This window comes from Algoriphagus aurantiacus, assembly GCF_035156405.1.
In the GTDB taxonomy this organism is placed as follows: Bacteria; Bacteroidota; Bacteroidia; order Cytophagales; family Cyclobacteriaceae; genus Algoriphagus; species Algoriphagus aurantiacus.
In genome coordinates, this window is sequence record NZ_JAXRUT010000013.1 from 19,899 (window position 1) to 34,613 (window position 14,715).

The 14,715-nt window shown below is 40.7% G+C and carries 11 protein-coding genes; 5 read left to right on the plus strand and 6 right to left on the minus strand.

The features are described from left to right. Window positions 1–80 precede the first annotated feature (80 nt). From ligA to SYJ56_RS13680, 5 genes are all read left to right on the plus strand, one after another. A complete protein-coding gene (ligA, locus tag SYJ56_RS13660; RefSeq protein ID WP_323834965.1) occupies window positions 81–2,531 on the plus strand; it encodes an NAD-dependent DNA ligase LigA in 2,451 nt (816 codons plus the stop codon). 153 nt (window positions 2,532–2,684) lie between these two features. After that, complete coding sequence (dapA, locus tag SYJ56_RS13665) at window positions 2,685–3,545, plus strand: 4-hydroxy-tetrahydrodipicolinate synthase (protein WP_323834967.1); 861 nt, start codon at window positions 2,685–2,687, stop codon at window positions 3,543–3,545. A 2-nt stretch (window positions 3,546–3,547) separates the two neighbouring features. After that, complete coding sequence (gene xseA / locus SYJ56_RS13670; RefSeq protein ID WP_323834969.1) at window positions 3,548–4,858, plus strand: exodeoxyribonuclease VII large subunit; 1,311 nt, start codon at window positions 3,548–3,550, stop codon at window positions 4,856–4,858. Beyond that, complete coding sequence (gene xseB / locus SYJ56_RS13675) at window positions 4,855–5,043, plus strand: exodeoxyribonuclease VII small subunit (RefSeq protein WP_323834971.1); 189 nt, start codon at window positions 4,855–4,857, stop codon at window positions 5,041–5,043. Before xseA ends, xseB begins: the two co-directional genes overlap by 4 nt. 137 nt (window positions 5,044–5,180) lie before the next feature. Next, the gene (locus tag SYJ56_RS13680) at window positions 5,181–5,885 is read left to right on the plus strand and encodes a hypothetical protein (RefSeq protein WP_323834973.1); all 705 of its coding nucleotides are present in this window, start codon (window positions 5,181–5,183) and stop codon (window positions 5,883–5,885) included. A gap of 153 nt (window positions 5,886–6,038) precedes the next feature. Here the strand turns inward: SYJ56_RS13680 and SYJ56_RS13685 are convergent, their stop codons facing one another. From SYJ56_RS13685 to SYJ56_RS13710, 6 genes are all read right to left on the minus strand, one after another. After that, window positions 6,039–6,539 (minus strand): UpxY family transcription antiterminator, encoded by a 501-nt coding sequence (locus SYJ56_RS13685; RefSeq protein WP_323834975.1) that lies wholly within the window; start codon window positions 6,537–6,539, stop codon window positions 6,039–6,041. Window positions 6,540–6,675: 136 nt separating this feature from the next. Beyond that, window positions 6,676–10,080 carry an efflux RND transporter permease subunit gene (locus SYJ56_RS13690; protein WP_323834977.1) on the minus strand — a complete coding sequence of 1,135 codons (3,405 nt, stop codon included), beginning with the start codon at window positions 10,078–10,080 and terminating at the stop codon, window positions 6,676–6,678. A 4-nt stretch (window positions 10,081–10,084) separates the two neighbouring features. After that, a complete protein-coding gene (locus SYJ56_RS13695; RefSeq protein WP_323834979.1) occupies window positions 10,085–11,218 on the minus strand; it encodes an efflux RND transporter periplasmic adaptor subunit in 1,134 nt (377 codons plus the stop codon). A gap of 148 nt (window positions 11,219–11,366) precedes the next feature. Beyond that, complete coding sequence (locus tag SYJ56_RS13700) at window positions 11,367–12,749, minus strand: TolC family protein (protein ID WP_323834981.1); 1,383 nt, start codon at window positions 12,747–12,749, stop codon at window positions 11,367–11,369. A gap of 70 nt (window positions 12,750–12,819) precedes the next feature. Continuing rightward, the gene (locus SYJ56_RS13705) at window positions 12,820–13,419 is read right to left on the minus strand and encodes a TetR/AcrR family transcriptional regulator (protein ID WP_323834983.1); all 600 of its coding nucleotides are present in this window, start codon (window positions 13,417–13,419) and stop codon (window positions 12,820–12,822) included. Window positions 13,420–14,136: 717 nt separating this feature from the next. Next, window positions 14,137–14,691, minus strand: coding sequence for an REP-associated tyrosine transposase (locus SYJ56_RS13710; protein ID WP_323834985.1), 555 nt, complete (start codon window positions 14,689–14,691; stop codon window positions 14,137–14,139). Between the last annotated feature and the right edge of the window lie 24 nt (window positions 14,692–14,715).

Below are 14,715 nucleotides of genomic sequence, written 5' to 3' on the forward strand. Positions count from 1 at the left end.
TCGCCCCTTTCTTTGCGACCTCTGCGACTTTGCGGTAAGTATCTATTATTTTTACATACCCTAAATTTTTCTAAAAGACCATGAACCCACAGGAAGCCGAAAATCGAATTGCCCAACTACGCCAGGAAATCAACCACCACAACAACCTGTATTATCAGGAAAGCAATCCCGAAATCTCTGACTATGAGTTCGATCAATTGTTGGAGGAACTGATCCGATTGGAAACGGCATTTCCTGATTTGCTTGATCCTGACAGCCCAAGTCAGCGCGTGGGCGGGACGATCACCAAGGAATTCCAGACAGTGGAGCATGAGACCCGCATGCTTTCTTTGGGCAATACCTATTCTGTGGAAGAGCTTATCGCCTTTGATGAGCGTGTCGAAAAAGGTCTTGGGCATACGAATTACGAATATTTCTGTGAAATGAAATTCGATGGAGTGGCCATCAGTTTAGTTTATGAACACGGGAAATTGATTAGGGCTGTCACCCGTGGAGACGGAACCCGAGGAGATGATGTCACCGCCAATGTGCGAACGATCAGAAACATTCCTCTATACATCCAAGGCGATGAAGTCCCAGCCAGATTCGAAGTGCGTGGAGAGATCTTTTTGCCTTTGAAAGAATTCCTGAAAATCAATGCTGCGCGTGAAGAAGCTGGAGATGCTCTGCTAGCCAATCCAAGAAATGCAGCTTCCGGAACACTGAAGATGCAAGACTCTTCTGTCGTAGCCAAACGAAGATTGAATTGTTATTTCTACCAGTTGCTAGGGGATGAACTCAGTGTAAACACACATTCGGAGTCCATGTCACTGTTAGAAAAATGGGGCTTCAATGTCTCCCAAACCTATAGAAAAGTTGAAAATATCCAGGAAGTAATCCAATACATAGAAGACTGGAAAGAAAAGCGATTCTCGCTACCTGTAGATACCGATGGGATAGTTTTGAAAGTCAATAATTACGATCAGCGTGAGGAGCTGGGCTTTACCGCAAAAAATCCCCGCTGGGCTATTGCATACAAATACAAAGCAGAAAGCGCAGAGACGGAATTACTATCTGTGACTTATCAGGTTGGACGGACAGGTGCGATCACGCCTGTGGCTAACCTTTCTCCTGTGAGTTTGGCTGGTACGACCGTGAAGCGGGCTTCCCTACACAATGCCAACGAGATTGAGCGTCTGGATCTGTACGAAGGTGATTTTGTTTTTGTGGAAAAGGGCGGGGAAATCATCCCTAAAATAACAGCAGTAAATCCCGAAAGGAGAAGTTCAGATACCAAACCTATTGCCTATATCACGCACTGCCCGGAATGCGGATCAGTGCTTGAGCGAAAAGAAAGCGAAGCCAAACATTATTGCCCAAACGCAGAATCATGCCCACCTCAGGTATTGGGGAGAATTGAGCATTTTGTACATAAGCGAGCAATGGATATAGACTCCATGGGGACAGAGCGGATCAGAGCTCTAATCGATCAGGGATTTATATCCAATCCAGCCGATATTTATGAACTGGAAGCCAAAAAGGATGAACTTTTAGGATTAGAAATGTCTCAGGATCAGTACGAAACTGAAGGAGACGGTCTGCTTTATATCACCTTGGAAAAGGCACTTTTTGCATTAACTGAAGGGCTAACATTTAAGCAGGTTCATGATTTCCTAGCTGAAAACACTGAATTACCATTAGCACAAGTGCTCAAAGCTTTCCAGGATCAAATCAGAAAATGGAAGAAAAAAGTCCCTTCCAATACTGGGATGATCGATTACCTAATTTCGAACCTTAAAGATCACAACCTACCCAAACTTGAAGACTACGTACCTGTAGCGGTGGTATTGGATCTTTTTCTAAGCAGAAAAGTTGATTTCCAGCAGGTGCTTGAAGTCAGCAAAAAGGGAGGGACGGTGCATGGAATTCTTCTGAAACTTAATCTTGATCTCAACCAGGAATTAACTGACCGCATCAAAAAACTCAAAGTAAATACATTTCAAGACGGCGTGATTAAAAACATGATGGAAGGAATAGCAGCCTCAAAAAATCAGCCTTTCGAGAAAGTGCTTTTCGCTTTGGGAATTAGAAATATTGGAGAGAACACGGCTCAATTGCTAGCAAGACATTTTGGAACAATAGAAAAACTCGAAGCTGCCACTTCAGAACAATTACTGGATATTAATGGCGTAGGCGAAACACTAGTCTATAGCATTCATGACTTTTTTACGCAGCAAAAAAACCAAGAGATCATCACAAGACTGAAAGGTTTCGGATTGAAATTCGAGGTGGATGAAAGTGAATCAAAGCAGCTGGGCAATTCCTTAGAAGGCAAACGAATTTTGGCCAGCGGGAAATTGATGCATTTCAAGAGAGATGAGATCAAGGATGCTGTGATAGCACATGGTGGACAGTATATTTCTACAGTTTCCAAAAATCTTGACTTCATCATTGAGGGTGAAGACATGGGTCCAAGTAAAAAAGAGAAAGCCCAGAAACTGGGAGTTCCAATGATTTCTGAGGAAGAGTTTTTGAGGATGATTGGTGTTTAGGATTTACAGTCTTCAGTCTCAGTCTCAGTTAGTGGAATTTCCCAACTGAGACTGATCACTGTGACTGTTCACTGGATCTTACCTCATTTTTTTCCAAAACAGAATGTCAATTCCTCTCATCCCATTATCTTTAGCCTCCCAAACCTTATTACCATGCACCAACTTAAAGGAACCGGCGTAGCCCTTGTCACGCCATTTCACGATGATTACTCCATTGATTTCGAAGGACTAAAACGTCTTGTCAATCATGTGATCAATGGTGGAGTGGATTATTTGGTGGTTTTGGGTACGACTGGGGAGACGGTGACGCTTTCAACTTCTGAGAAAAAACAGGTACTAAACGCCTGTCTAGAATATAATGCAGGCCGAGTACCTGTAGTCTACGGAATAGGTGGTAATAATACCATGTCTGTGCTTAATGATATCGCAAATACAGATTTCACTGGAATTACAGCGATTCTTTCCGTCAGTCCATACTATAACAAACCTGCACAAGCAGGGATTATTGCACACTATAAAGCGATTGCCGATGCCTGTCCAGTGCCTGTGATTTTGTACAATATCCCAGGCAGAACTATGTCTAATATCACAGCGGAAACTACCCTAAGTCTTGCCGGGCATTCTAATATTATTGGAATGAAAGAGGCGAGTGGGAATCTGGAGCAATGCATGCAAATCGCTGCGAAAATGCCAAAAGACTTCTTGTTGGTCTCTGGTGATGATTTGATGACCAAAGCATTGTATAGTATCGGCGGATCAGGAATTATTTCTGTGATGGCAAATGCAATTCCTGCAACTTTCAAGTCCTTATGCCATGGCTCAGAAGAGGAAAGTCTGAATGCAGCCTTCTCACTTTTGCCATTGAATCACCTTATGTATGAAGAAAGCAATCCTGTAGGTATCAAAAATCTGCTTTGCCACATGGGAATCTGTGACGATCAAGTTAGACTCCCTATGCTTCGTGCAAGCCTAGGATTGAACCAAAAGATCAAGGCGGAATTCCAAAAACTGTAATAATGCAAAATGCCCGATCAATATCCGAACTCAACCGGCTGATCCAACAAGCCTTGGAGACGGAACTTGATCCGGTGATTTGGGTGATCGGTGAGATTGCAGATTTCCGACAGGCACCTCAGGGACATGCCTATTTTGAACTGGTAGAAAAGCAAGGGAATCAGGTTCAGGCAAAGATCAAGGCAAACCTCTGGTCTTTTGCCTATAGGTCTGTGGCAGCAAGATTTGAATCTGTCACTGGCTCCAGCATCAAAAACGGCATGAAAGTATTAGCCCAAGTGGCTGTAAACTTTCATCCTGTATATGGCCTAAGCATCAATGTGAAAGACATCGATCCTTCTTTTTCTTTGGGAGAAAGAGCTCGAATCCGGCAAGAAACCATCGATAGACTTACACAAGAAGGTTTATTACGTCTCAACGCCCGACACCTACTTCCAGCAGTCATCCAGAAAATCGCCATCATCAGCAGCCCTACAGCGGCAGGCTATGGTGATTTTATCAATCAAGTAGAAAATAACGCCTACGGATATCAGGTATATCACAAGCTATTTCCCTCGGTGATGCAGGGAAATGAGGCAGTTACTTCCCTAATCAAAAGTCTCGATCAGATCGAATCTATAAAAAATGAATTGGGAATAGAAGCGGTGGTGATGATACGGGGAGGAGGAGCCCAATTGGACTTAGATTGCTTTGATGACTATAGGCTTGCATCCAAAATCGCGAATTTCACCTTGCCTGTTCTCACAGGAATCGGCCATGAACGGGATGAAAGTATAGCTGATTTGGTAGCTCATACCCGATTGAAAACTCCAACAGCAGTGGCTGAATTCTTATTATCCGGGTTTAGAGAATTTGAGGAAAATCTGGGATTAGCAATGCTAAGGCTGGATCGGGCTACTCGCCAAAAACTCAGCGAAGAGCAAACCAAAATACACCAAATTGCACATCAGGTAAAAGCAATTGCAGAAAGCCGTCTGAAGCTGGAGGCTGAGAAATTGAATTCTTCGATTAGCCGAATTCGTATTTCGAGCAAAAACATCCTACAGATTCAGAAAAACAGCTTGGCTTCTTTGGAGAAAAATATGATTCGGGGATTGCATGGCTTTTTGCAAAATCAAAAACAGAACCTAGACTCTAAGGAATTACTTTTGTCTCAATTGAATCCTGAGGTGATTTTAGCCAGAGGCTATACTCGGACGGAACTCAATGGTAAGCCTATCAATGCAGCAAAAATCCAACTTGGAGATGAGTTGCTGACACACACTTCCAAGCAAAAAATCAGCAGTACAATTACACAAATTGAGGAAAAATGAGCGCAATAAAGTACAATGAAGCGATGAGCCGATTGGAAACAATTTTGGCAGAATTAGAAGAAGGAAAAAAAAGCGTGGATGAGCTTTCTGAATTGGTCAAGGAAGCTGCAGAGCTGGTAAAATCCTGCAGAAGTAAGCTAAAATCTACTGAGGAAGATATTATAAAGGCTTTTGAAGGAGCATGATTTTTTGCATTAGCTATACTAATTGTGGCATTTTTCTGTTTTAAATATAATTCCATGCAAAGCATTGGCATATTTGTTGCCAAAATTGCAAACAAGTCCTACCCTAAGGCCAATTTACCTAATTAGGATACGCAATTATGTCAAAAAAAATCAACTTCTCCATATTAGTTTTCCTCCTTTTTGCAAGCATGAATTTGTCTGCCCAAAGTTTTTATAAAGAAAAACAATCAAGAGACAATATATTCAGCATTGGTGTAGGTCCATCCTTCGCCTATATAGACAACGGAGGACAGTACAGATCAATAAATTTTAAAATAAAGCCATCTGTTTCTGCTTCATTGACCAAACGACTAACTGACAGATTAGAGCTAAGAGCTACTGGTGGAGTCCAGTGGATCTCCAATGGTGGAAACCCTAGCACTACTGTTACAAACATTTGGACTGCAAACAACTCCTCGTTTACTGCAAAAGGATCTGTTTACTATTTTGATGTGATGCCAAGCATGTACATCATCCCATTTGGAAATCACATGAACAGAAGCATATTTAATTTCTACGGTGGATTAGGTTTAGGCGTAATGCATGCAATTACTGAGCAGACCAAATCCTTCAGTAAGGATGAAATACCGAATAGTGAAAAAATCACCACAGGATATGTGCCAATCAGAGCAGGAGTAAGCTATACATTAGGTCCATTTTCTGATATCGCATTAGAAGGCACTATGCTTGCTACTTTCACTGATAACCTCGAAGGAAATGTGGGTTTCAATAAGTTTGGAGACCACCTGGTACAAGGTCAATTAGTCTATAGAAGATATTTTTTCTCCAAGTTTAAGGACTAAGTAATATTTGTGTTCGAATGAATGCAGATACTATGATTATTTCTGATCTGATTGCCTGAACCGTCCTAGAATGAGTTTACTCAATACGTAAACCATGAGCAGAATAAAAATAAGAACCGTCTGATCCAGAGAATCCCTAGTTGAAGTCAATAATTAATTAGTTACCTCCAAGAATTTTCGTGGGACAGAAATTAAAAGATTCTGATAGATACCGGGAATTCTGATAAGAAAATAATCCTGATTTCCCTTCTCAATAACTTCTCCTGTCATGTGCTGAAGTGGACCACCGATTACCTTTACTTTTTCACCTGGATCTATAGTCGATCCGTCAGACTCTACTCCTACTCCAGTTTCGATGACACGCTTGATAATATCCAGATCTTCTTCCCGAATAGTGGCATGTTGCCCTGAAAAGTGCACAAACTTTACTGCTCCAGGAACCTGCAGGCATTCCCAAAGTTGATTGCGGCGAGTTTTAACAAAAACATACCCATTAAACATAGCCCGTTTCACTTTTTTCTTTCGATCTGACCACTGACGAAGCTCCTCAATCATCGGTAAGTAAACTTCCAAACCTCTTTCGATCAAACGATCAGCCACTTTCTTTTCAGATCGTGAAGTTGTGTACATCACAAACCACTTTAATTCTTCCATTGTACTCGTATAATTTCGGGATGGCGAAATTACAAATTCCATGCTGTAAAGAGAAAAATAGTTCCTCTAAATACAAAAAACCTCCGAGACATTGTCCCGGAGGTTTTAACAAAAAAAACCACCAACCTTTATCCAATCAAGATTTCAGTTTGCTGATTCTCATATTGAGTTTATCTGCTAACAAATACATGACTGGTACGATGACTAACGTAAGGAAGGTCGCAAAGGTTAGCCCGAATATTACAGTCCAAGCCATTGGTCCCCAGAATGCAGCATTGTCTCCTCCAACATAAAACTGGGGATCAAAAGAACTTAGTAAAGTCCCAAAATTAATATTCATTCCTATAGCCAAAGGAATCAATCCAAGTACAGTAGTGATGGCAGTCAGCAATACTGGGCGTAATCTTGTCTTACCTGACTCCACAATACTTGCTATCAGCAGAGGGAAAGGCAAGTGGTCCTTTGGACCCATTCCTAGCTCATCTCTTTTTCTCTCACGAACTAAATTGGTATAATCAATCAACACTATCGCATTGTTTACCACTACGCCGGCAAGGGATATTATCCCTATACCTGTCATGATGATCACGAAATCCATATTGAAAATTACAAGCCCTAAGAATACGCCAATCGTACTCAAGACCACAGAAGCCATGATAATAAAGGGAGTCGTGACTGAGTTAAACTGCGCTACTATGATCAGGAAAATCAAGGAAACTGCGATACCCAATGCGCCCATTAAAAACTCCATAGATTTCTGCTGCTCTTCTTGCTCTCCTGTGTATTTTACAGAGATTCCATCTGGCACTTCATAGTTCTGAAGAGCTGCCTGTATCTGTGCATTTACTGCTGTTGCATTAAAACCATCTAGGACGTTGGAATATATAGTGATCGCTTTTTCAAGATCTTTTCTTTTCACAGAACCATAGGTAGAACCATATTTCACTTCAGCTACCGCTGAGATAGGAACTTCTCTTTTATCTCCAAACTTATCTCTAAAGCCAATTTTCTTATTGACTAGCGTGTTGATATCGTATCTGAAACCTTCCTTCAATCTCAACTGGATAGGATAATCATCCTCCCCCTCTTTGTATTTGGAAACTTCCATACCAAAAAGCGCCGTACGAAGATCTGTAGCAATTTCTGAGGTAGAAAGCCCAAACCTTCTTGCCTTATCACGGTCTATGTCTAAGATTACTTCAGGATTACCCAATGACAAATCAGACTTCAATTCCTCAACACCAGGAACATTTTGGTCATTTAAGTATTCTCGTGTTTGATTGACAAAAGTGATCAACTGATCGTAGTCTTCGCCTACAAACTCTAAGTTAATGGCCTTGCCCACAGGAGGTCCATTACTTTGCTTATCTACAGTAACCAGTACTCCTGGATATTTCACTGCCAATTCACGAATTGCCTCCATCGCTCCATTGGTGTTGACTCCCTGCCTATCGATATAATCCACAAATCCAATGGTGATCTTAGCTTTATGTGGAGTAGGCTGGTTACTCGGCCCTTCCATAGGGTCGCCTGTCCCTTCACCTACTTGCGAGATTACCGACTCCAATATACCCTTGTAATCATCAAGCGCGACCATAAGCTCATCTTCCATCCCATCCACAAATTCATTTGTCGCTTCTATGTCCGTTCCTATTGGGAATTCAATAAATACATTAATCAACTGTGGTTGGTTATCAGGGAAAAAGAGTACCTCCGGGGCTCTTACAGCCAGTAGCATTAGCGATAGCACAAGTAAAAGTACTGTACCACCAAGGAAACCATAGGGCTTTTTCCCATTTAGTGCGTATGTCAATGTTGACTCGTACATATTTTCCAATTTGACCAAAAAGACCGTTTGGAACCAGCGAATCGCTTTTCTCAATACAAATATGTTGAACACTGTCAGCACACAGGCGACCAGCATCAAGGAACCAAAAGCTGTCCATCCAACTAGGTAAAATAAAGTTGAGAAAATCAGCAATATACCCGCCACAATAATTGATTTTTGCTTTGGCTTATCTTTTCTCATATCCTCCACCTTCATGTAAAGTGCAGTCAAAACTGGATTGATAACCAGTGCTACAAAAAGAGAAGAAGAAAGTACGATGATCAATGTGATTGGGAGGAATTTCATAAACTCTCCAACCGTATCCTGCCAAAAAGCCAATGGTAGGAAGGCTGCCAACGTAGTCGCTGTAGATGTAATAATCGGCCAAGCCACTTCGCCAACCCCTTCTTTCGCAGCTTGTACGGCAGTTTTCCCTTCAGACATCAATCGGTAGATATTCTCTACCACCACGATACCGTTATCCACCAGCATACCAAGTGCAAGGATCAGGGAGAAAAGAACCATAAGGTTTAGTGTGATTCCGAAGGCATTAAGCACCAAGAATGATATAAACATCGATAGTGGAATCGCTATACCAACGAATAATGCATTTCTAAATCCTAAGAAAAACATTAAAACCAATACCACTAAGATTACCCCAAAGATGATAGAATTTTCTAAGTCACTCACTTGAAGTCTAGTTGCTTTAGACTGATCATTTGTAATGGTGATCTCTAAGTCCGGAGGAAAACGATTAGCCTTTGTTTTATCGATGATCTCCTTGATTTTATCCGCTGCATAAAGCAAATTCTCTCCACTCCGCTTCACCACATTGATCGTAACTACAGGCAGATTTTTACTTCTCGCGTAGCTAGTCCTCTCCTTATAAGTATCTTTTACCTCTGCTACATCTCTGAGATAAACTATTTTTTGATTATCCGTTTTGATGATGATATTCAAAATATTCATCGGATCAGTAAATTCACCATCGATTCGTAGTGTACGCTGGAAATCTCCTGAGCGAATATTACCCCCCGAAATAGTCACATTTTCTGTTTGAATGGCAGTCGCGATATCGCCAAAACTTACTCCAACGGCTTCCATTTTATATGGATCAGCATTGATTTGAATCTCTCTTTCTACTGTTCCGGCTAGGTCAGCCTTAGATATCTCAGGAAGTTTCTCGATTTCATCCTCTAGGTATTCACCAAACTTTTTAAGTTCCGCTTCAGAATAATTCCCAGAGATATTCACATTCATAATCGGGAAATCGGAAGTATTTACTTCCAACACATTAGGATCCTGATCCAAATCTGTAGGCAATTCACTTTTGGATTTGTCTACAGCATCCTTCACATCCTGAATCGCTTTAGAAATCTCCACTCCAGGATTAAACTCAATCACAATAGATGAAAAATCCTGAACTGAAGTTGAAGTGATGTCTTTCACATCATTAATAGACTTGAGTTCCTTTTCAATTGGTCTAGTGATCAAGTTCTCCATATCCACCGGTGAGTTACCAGGATAAGGGGTACCCACATACACTGTAGGGATGACAATCTCAGGAAAACTCTCCTTTGGCATATTGCGATAAGCACTTAAACCAAGGAAGGTTATTATCAGCGTAAGGATCACGACAGAGGTGGAATTATCCACACTCATGCTGGATAATCCGAACTCGCGCGTTTTTATAGTTTTTTTATTTTCCTCCATCTTATTACAACTGAGCTATGTTCACGTTGAAATTATCTCCCACTTCACGGAAGCCTTTGTCCACAAGTACTTCGTTCCCTTCCAACCCTTTTAAGATTTCCGTTTCACTATCAAACGTCTTACCTCTTTCCACATATTTTTTCTTTGCAATTCCATCCTGAACTACAAAAATGTAGTCTCCTCTGTTGTCGCTAAGAATTAAATGGCTCGGTACAGTTACTGCCTGATTGTTTTCATAATCCTGAATCTTCAGAACAGAAATCATATTAGGCTTCACCAAGGAAATTTTTGGAAGATATACTTCCACCTTAAATGTCCTGTTGTTAGGATTGATGATCGCTCCTACAGAAGACACCTTAGTTTGGATTTCCTGATCGATGGAAGGAAAGCTCACATCCACAGAATCTCCTTTTGCAAGCACTCCCACATAGGATTCTGAGATATCGGCTTCTATAAACAAATCGCTATCTCCTACAAACTGAAACATCGCTGCACCCGGCTGCACCAATTCTCCCAATCTCACTTGCACCGTTTCAATAGTTCCTGAGAAAGGAGCACGAATCACTCCTTTAGCGAGTTCCGTTTTTACAGAGGCTAGATTTCTCTCAAGGCCTTCTTTTCTGCTTTTGGCTTCCAAATACTGTACTTCGGTACCAATCTGCTGCTTCCAAAGTCTTTCTTGCTTTTCGAACATGGTATTGGCTAGCTCCATTGTATTCTCTAACTCCTCGATAGATCTCTGAATGGATTCTGTGTCAATTCTCGCCAACACTTGCCCTTTAGATACTCTCATGCCTTCTATTGCAGGCACTTCAAGGATTCTTCCGGAAGTTTCAGCGCTTATGCTTACATTTTTCTTGGAAAGCACCGATCCTGTCACTTCTACATAGTGTTCAAACCTCCCCTTCTTAGCCTGAGCCGTAGTGATCAGAATAGACTTACTGTTTTGCTTCGCAAATTCAGGGTCGAGCCTGATCAACTCAGCCTCCAACTCCCTTATTTGACTGTTGATTTCGCTTGACTCGGTTTTGAGTTTTTCCAATTCAGCTTTTTTAGCCTCCACTCCATCTTCTGTAGCACAGGAAATAGCGACAAAGGCAAGTGCGATTAGTGGTAAAAATTTATAGGTTGCTTTCATCTGTTTATAATTGATTTTTTGTGGTCATATGGAATCTCGCAGGATTTATATCCATCCCTCTGTGTGACGCTTTCGTCATGCTCGATTTCATGATTTGTTAAGTAGTCGTTATTAAATAGTTCCCTTGTCCCAGGATCAAAATGTTAAATTATTCGATGATTCCTTCCTTCAAAATCCCCAGTGCTTTTTCTAGGTCCACTTTGGAAATCAAACCATCATAAAGAGCCCCGAGGTAATTGATTTCTGATTCTATCAATGCTGCGTCAGCTTCTACTACTTCTAAGTTGGAGCCTACACCTTCATTGTATTTGATCTTCGAAATATCATATACTTCCTGAGCTAGTACCATACTTTCCCGCTGTACAGCTAGCACTTCCAGATCATTTGCCAAATTCTGCTTTGCCTGATAGATCTCCAATTGGATATTCTGACCTAGATAAAATTTCTGGTTCTCTAACTGCTGCAATTGAATTCTGTTTCGCTGAATTCTTGCACTTTTAGAAAGCCCGTCAAAAATCGGGATGTTAAGTGTGACACCAATCATGGAAGAGCTGAACCAGTTTACTGATTTAAATAAGGTACTAAATGAATCTCCGGCTCCTGACCTATTATAACTAGCACTTAAATCAAGTGTGGGCATATACTGAGAAGTATTGTATTTGAGATCCAGTTGGGTCAATTCTAGATTAGTCTCCAACTGATCCATTTCCACACGATGAATACCTTCCATAGCCTGCAGTGCCGCCAGTTCCTCTTCAGGGTTCAGCTCAGCTAGTGTTTCGGTAATTTCGATGTCGTAATTCTTTGGTAGTCCCAGTTGAATTTTCAACAGCTGCTTCGAAATATCATAGGCTGTAATGCTTCTCTTCAATTGTGAAAAGGTGTTATTACGCTGAACTTGGATTCTAGACACTTCTATTTTCTCAGAAAATCCCGCCTCATTCATGGCCTTGGTTTCTTCCAGAAGTGAATCAATTCTAGTCAAGTTTGCCTGAGAAAGCTTGATTCGCTCTGCATTTACCAAAACTCCGAAATAAGCCTTTTTGACGTTTTCTATTACATCATTTTCCACCTTGGTTTTGTCGTACTCAGTCAAGGCTTTGTATGTTTTGGCAGCTCTTAGACCTACAAAGAAGGAACCGTCAAAGATCATCTGGGTCATATTTACTCCTGCATTTGCCGAGTTTTTGACACCGAACCTAGCCGGAATCACATCGGAAGGATTGTTAGGATCACCGAATGGAGGCTCATTTGGTAAAAAAACAACCTGTACCAATGGATTATGAGTTATGCCTACAGTTCCGTTGATCTGAGGCAAGCCTGCTGCCGTTTCCTCTTTTATTGTAGTCTGAGAAACCATTACCTCCAGCTTGGCATTTTTGGCATCCACATTATTTTCCAGAGCGTACTCCAAGGTCTCCTTGAGGTTAAGTTGAAGAGTCTCCAAAGGTGGCGTTTCTTGTGCACTAGCCTCTAGCTTAAAAAAGCCCAAGACTATCAGGACTATTAAATAAATCTTCGATCTAAACATGATATTATTCTAAAAAGGATCTGTTCTCTTTTAATTGTTAGCATTTAGCGGTTAAAATACACTGCACTGATTAGGCTGAATTACGTTTTTGCATATAAGCTTGCCTGCCTTTTTCGGTAAATAAACCATGTAAAAAATGATCCAGCATCTCTAGGTGTAGAGTTAATAAACTGAAATCTCTTCTCTCATGATTAGACGGGTTCATAGCATTACTGATTTGATCAACCCGCATATTTGCCAATATCTTGGCATTAATTTCAGGACGAAAATAGCCAAGTGCTTTGCCTTTTTCTATAACATTGACGATATCTGTCACAATAATTTTTTCCTTAAATTCAATAAACATCTCCCAAACCTCCGGGAAGTACTTTTGGACCTCAAGCAAAGCCATGGGATTTAATTCAGCTAAGCGCTCTCGAACCATTTTGGAAGTGTATACCAAGTGCTCAATTACGCCGTCCTCCCCTTCCATAATTTTGTTGAGTCTATCTTGATCTTCCTTCATTGCCTTAGAAAATGCCTCTTTGACTAACTGCTTTTTATCTTTGAATTCTTGATAAATAGTCTTCTTAGAAACCCCTGCCAAACGTGCAATATCCTCCATGGTAATGGCCCTAACTCCAAACTTGCTAAACTGCTCACTGGCAATCCATAGAATCTTATCTCTCATTTACGCTAATCATAATAAATTTAGGGTTCAAAACTACGGAAACTTTAAGCAATTCAAAAGTTTCCGTCGTATCAAAAGCGAACATTATTTGGCCTTAACAATAAAATAACACAGAAAAGTGCTCGATTTTGAACAGTTGGCTGTCTTTTTAAAATTTAAACTTGGAGGATTATTAGTTGAAAGAAGTTAGAATCAAGACCTACACTGGTTCAAGTCCCATGACTTGGACCTATTTAAATGCAGTCTGATGACTGCCAATTAACCAAGATAAAAACTGATTAGTTATACCATTTTATAAGTAGCTAGTAGTATATAATAGTAGATAGAGCCAAGAAATTTAGAAACAAGAGCCGAGAATTTTAATCCTATTACTGGTTCTCATGACTTGGCCCCATACCAACGAAGTCTCCAGACTTCAATTAAGAATATTCTCGACACCGCAGTCTGAAGACTGCATTTAGCAAGGCACAAGCCTGCCTGACCGGTAGGCAGGTCTGAAGACTTGCGCCAACCTTATTAGTTGTAAGAAGCTAGAATCAAGTGTTAAGCACCGCTATAATGAAGTGGAAAACGACGTAGTGACTGATTTTGAAGCAATTACTGGTCGCAATAGAATTGCTCAGTGATCGCAGGCTGCTCTAGTTCAAGTCTTCAGACTTGGACTTAACTTGCTGCAGTCTCCCGACTGCATTTAACCCAGAAGAAAAAATTAGTATACTATTCGATTAGAAGCACATCAATCATCTTTTCTGGTAATCCTGCATAGTTTGAAGCACTGCTATAAATATAATCCTCTGCTGAATAAACCAATCCGGCGACTACTGGATTCTGGTGTATGTAATTAAGGCATCTGCTGATCTTTTCATTTGTATTTAGCTCAATAGGATGATTATGTTGCTGCCATACTTGAAAAATCGTGTTGTTTGAGTTCTTAGCTCCAGCTTTCCTAAAGTGATTAAGCAAAAACTCTTTTCTGCTTTCATCTTGGCTTGTCTGGATAGTTTTAAGTATTTCGGTCGAAGTAAATTTTTTGAAATCCCGGATAATTGCCTCAATGTTCGGTTCGCTATTTCTGCCAATGATCAAATGAATATGGCTTGACATGATGCAAAAGGCGCATAAGTCCAATCCTCTATTGCTTTGGCAGTATTTTAAAGAATCTATCAGGATATCTCTGTAGTGTTTTCGGGTGAATAGATCGATCCATTCTACAATTGTGAAAGTCACGAAGTATAGTCTCTCCTCATCTCTGATTTTGTATTTTCTACTCATTTAAAAAGTCATTAGGTCACTAAT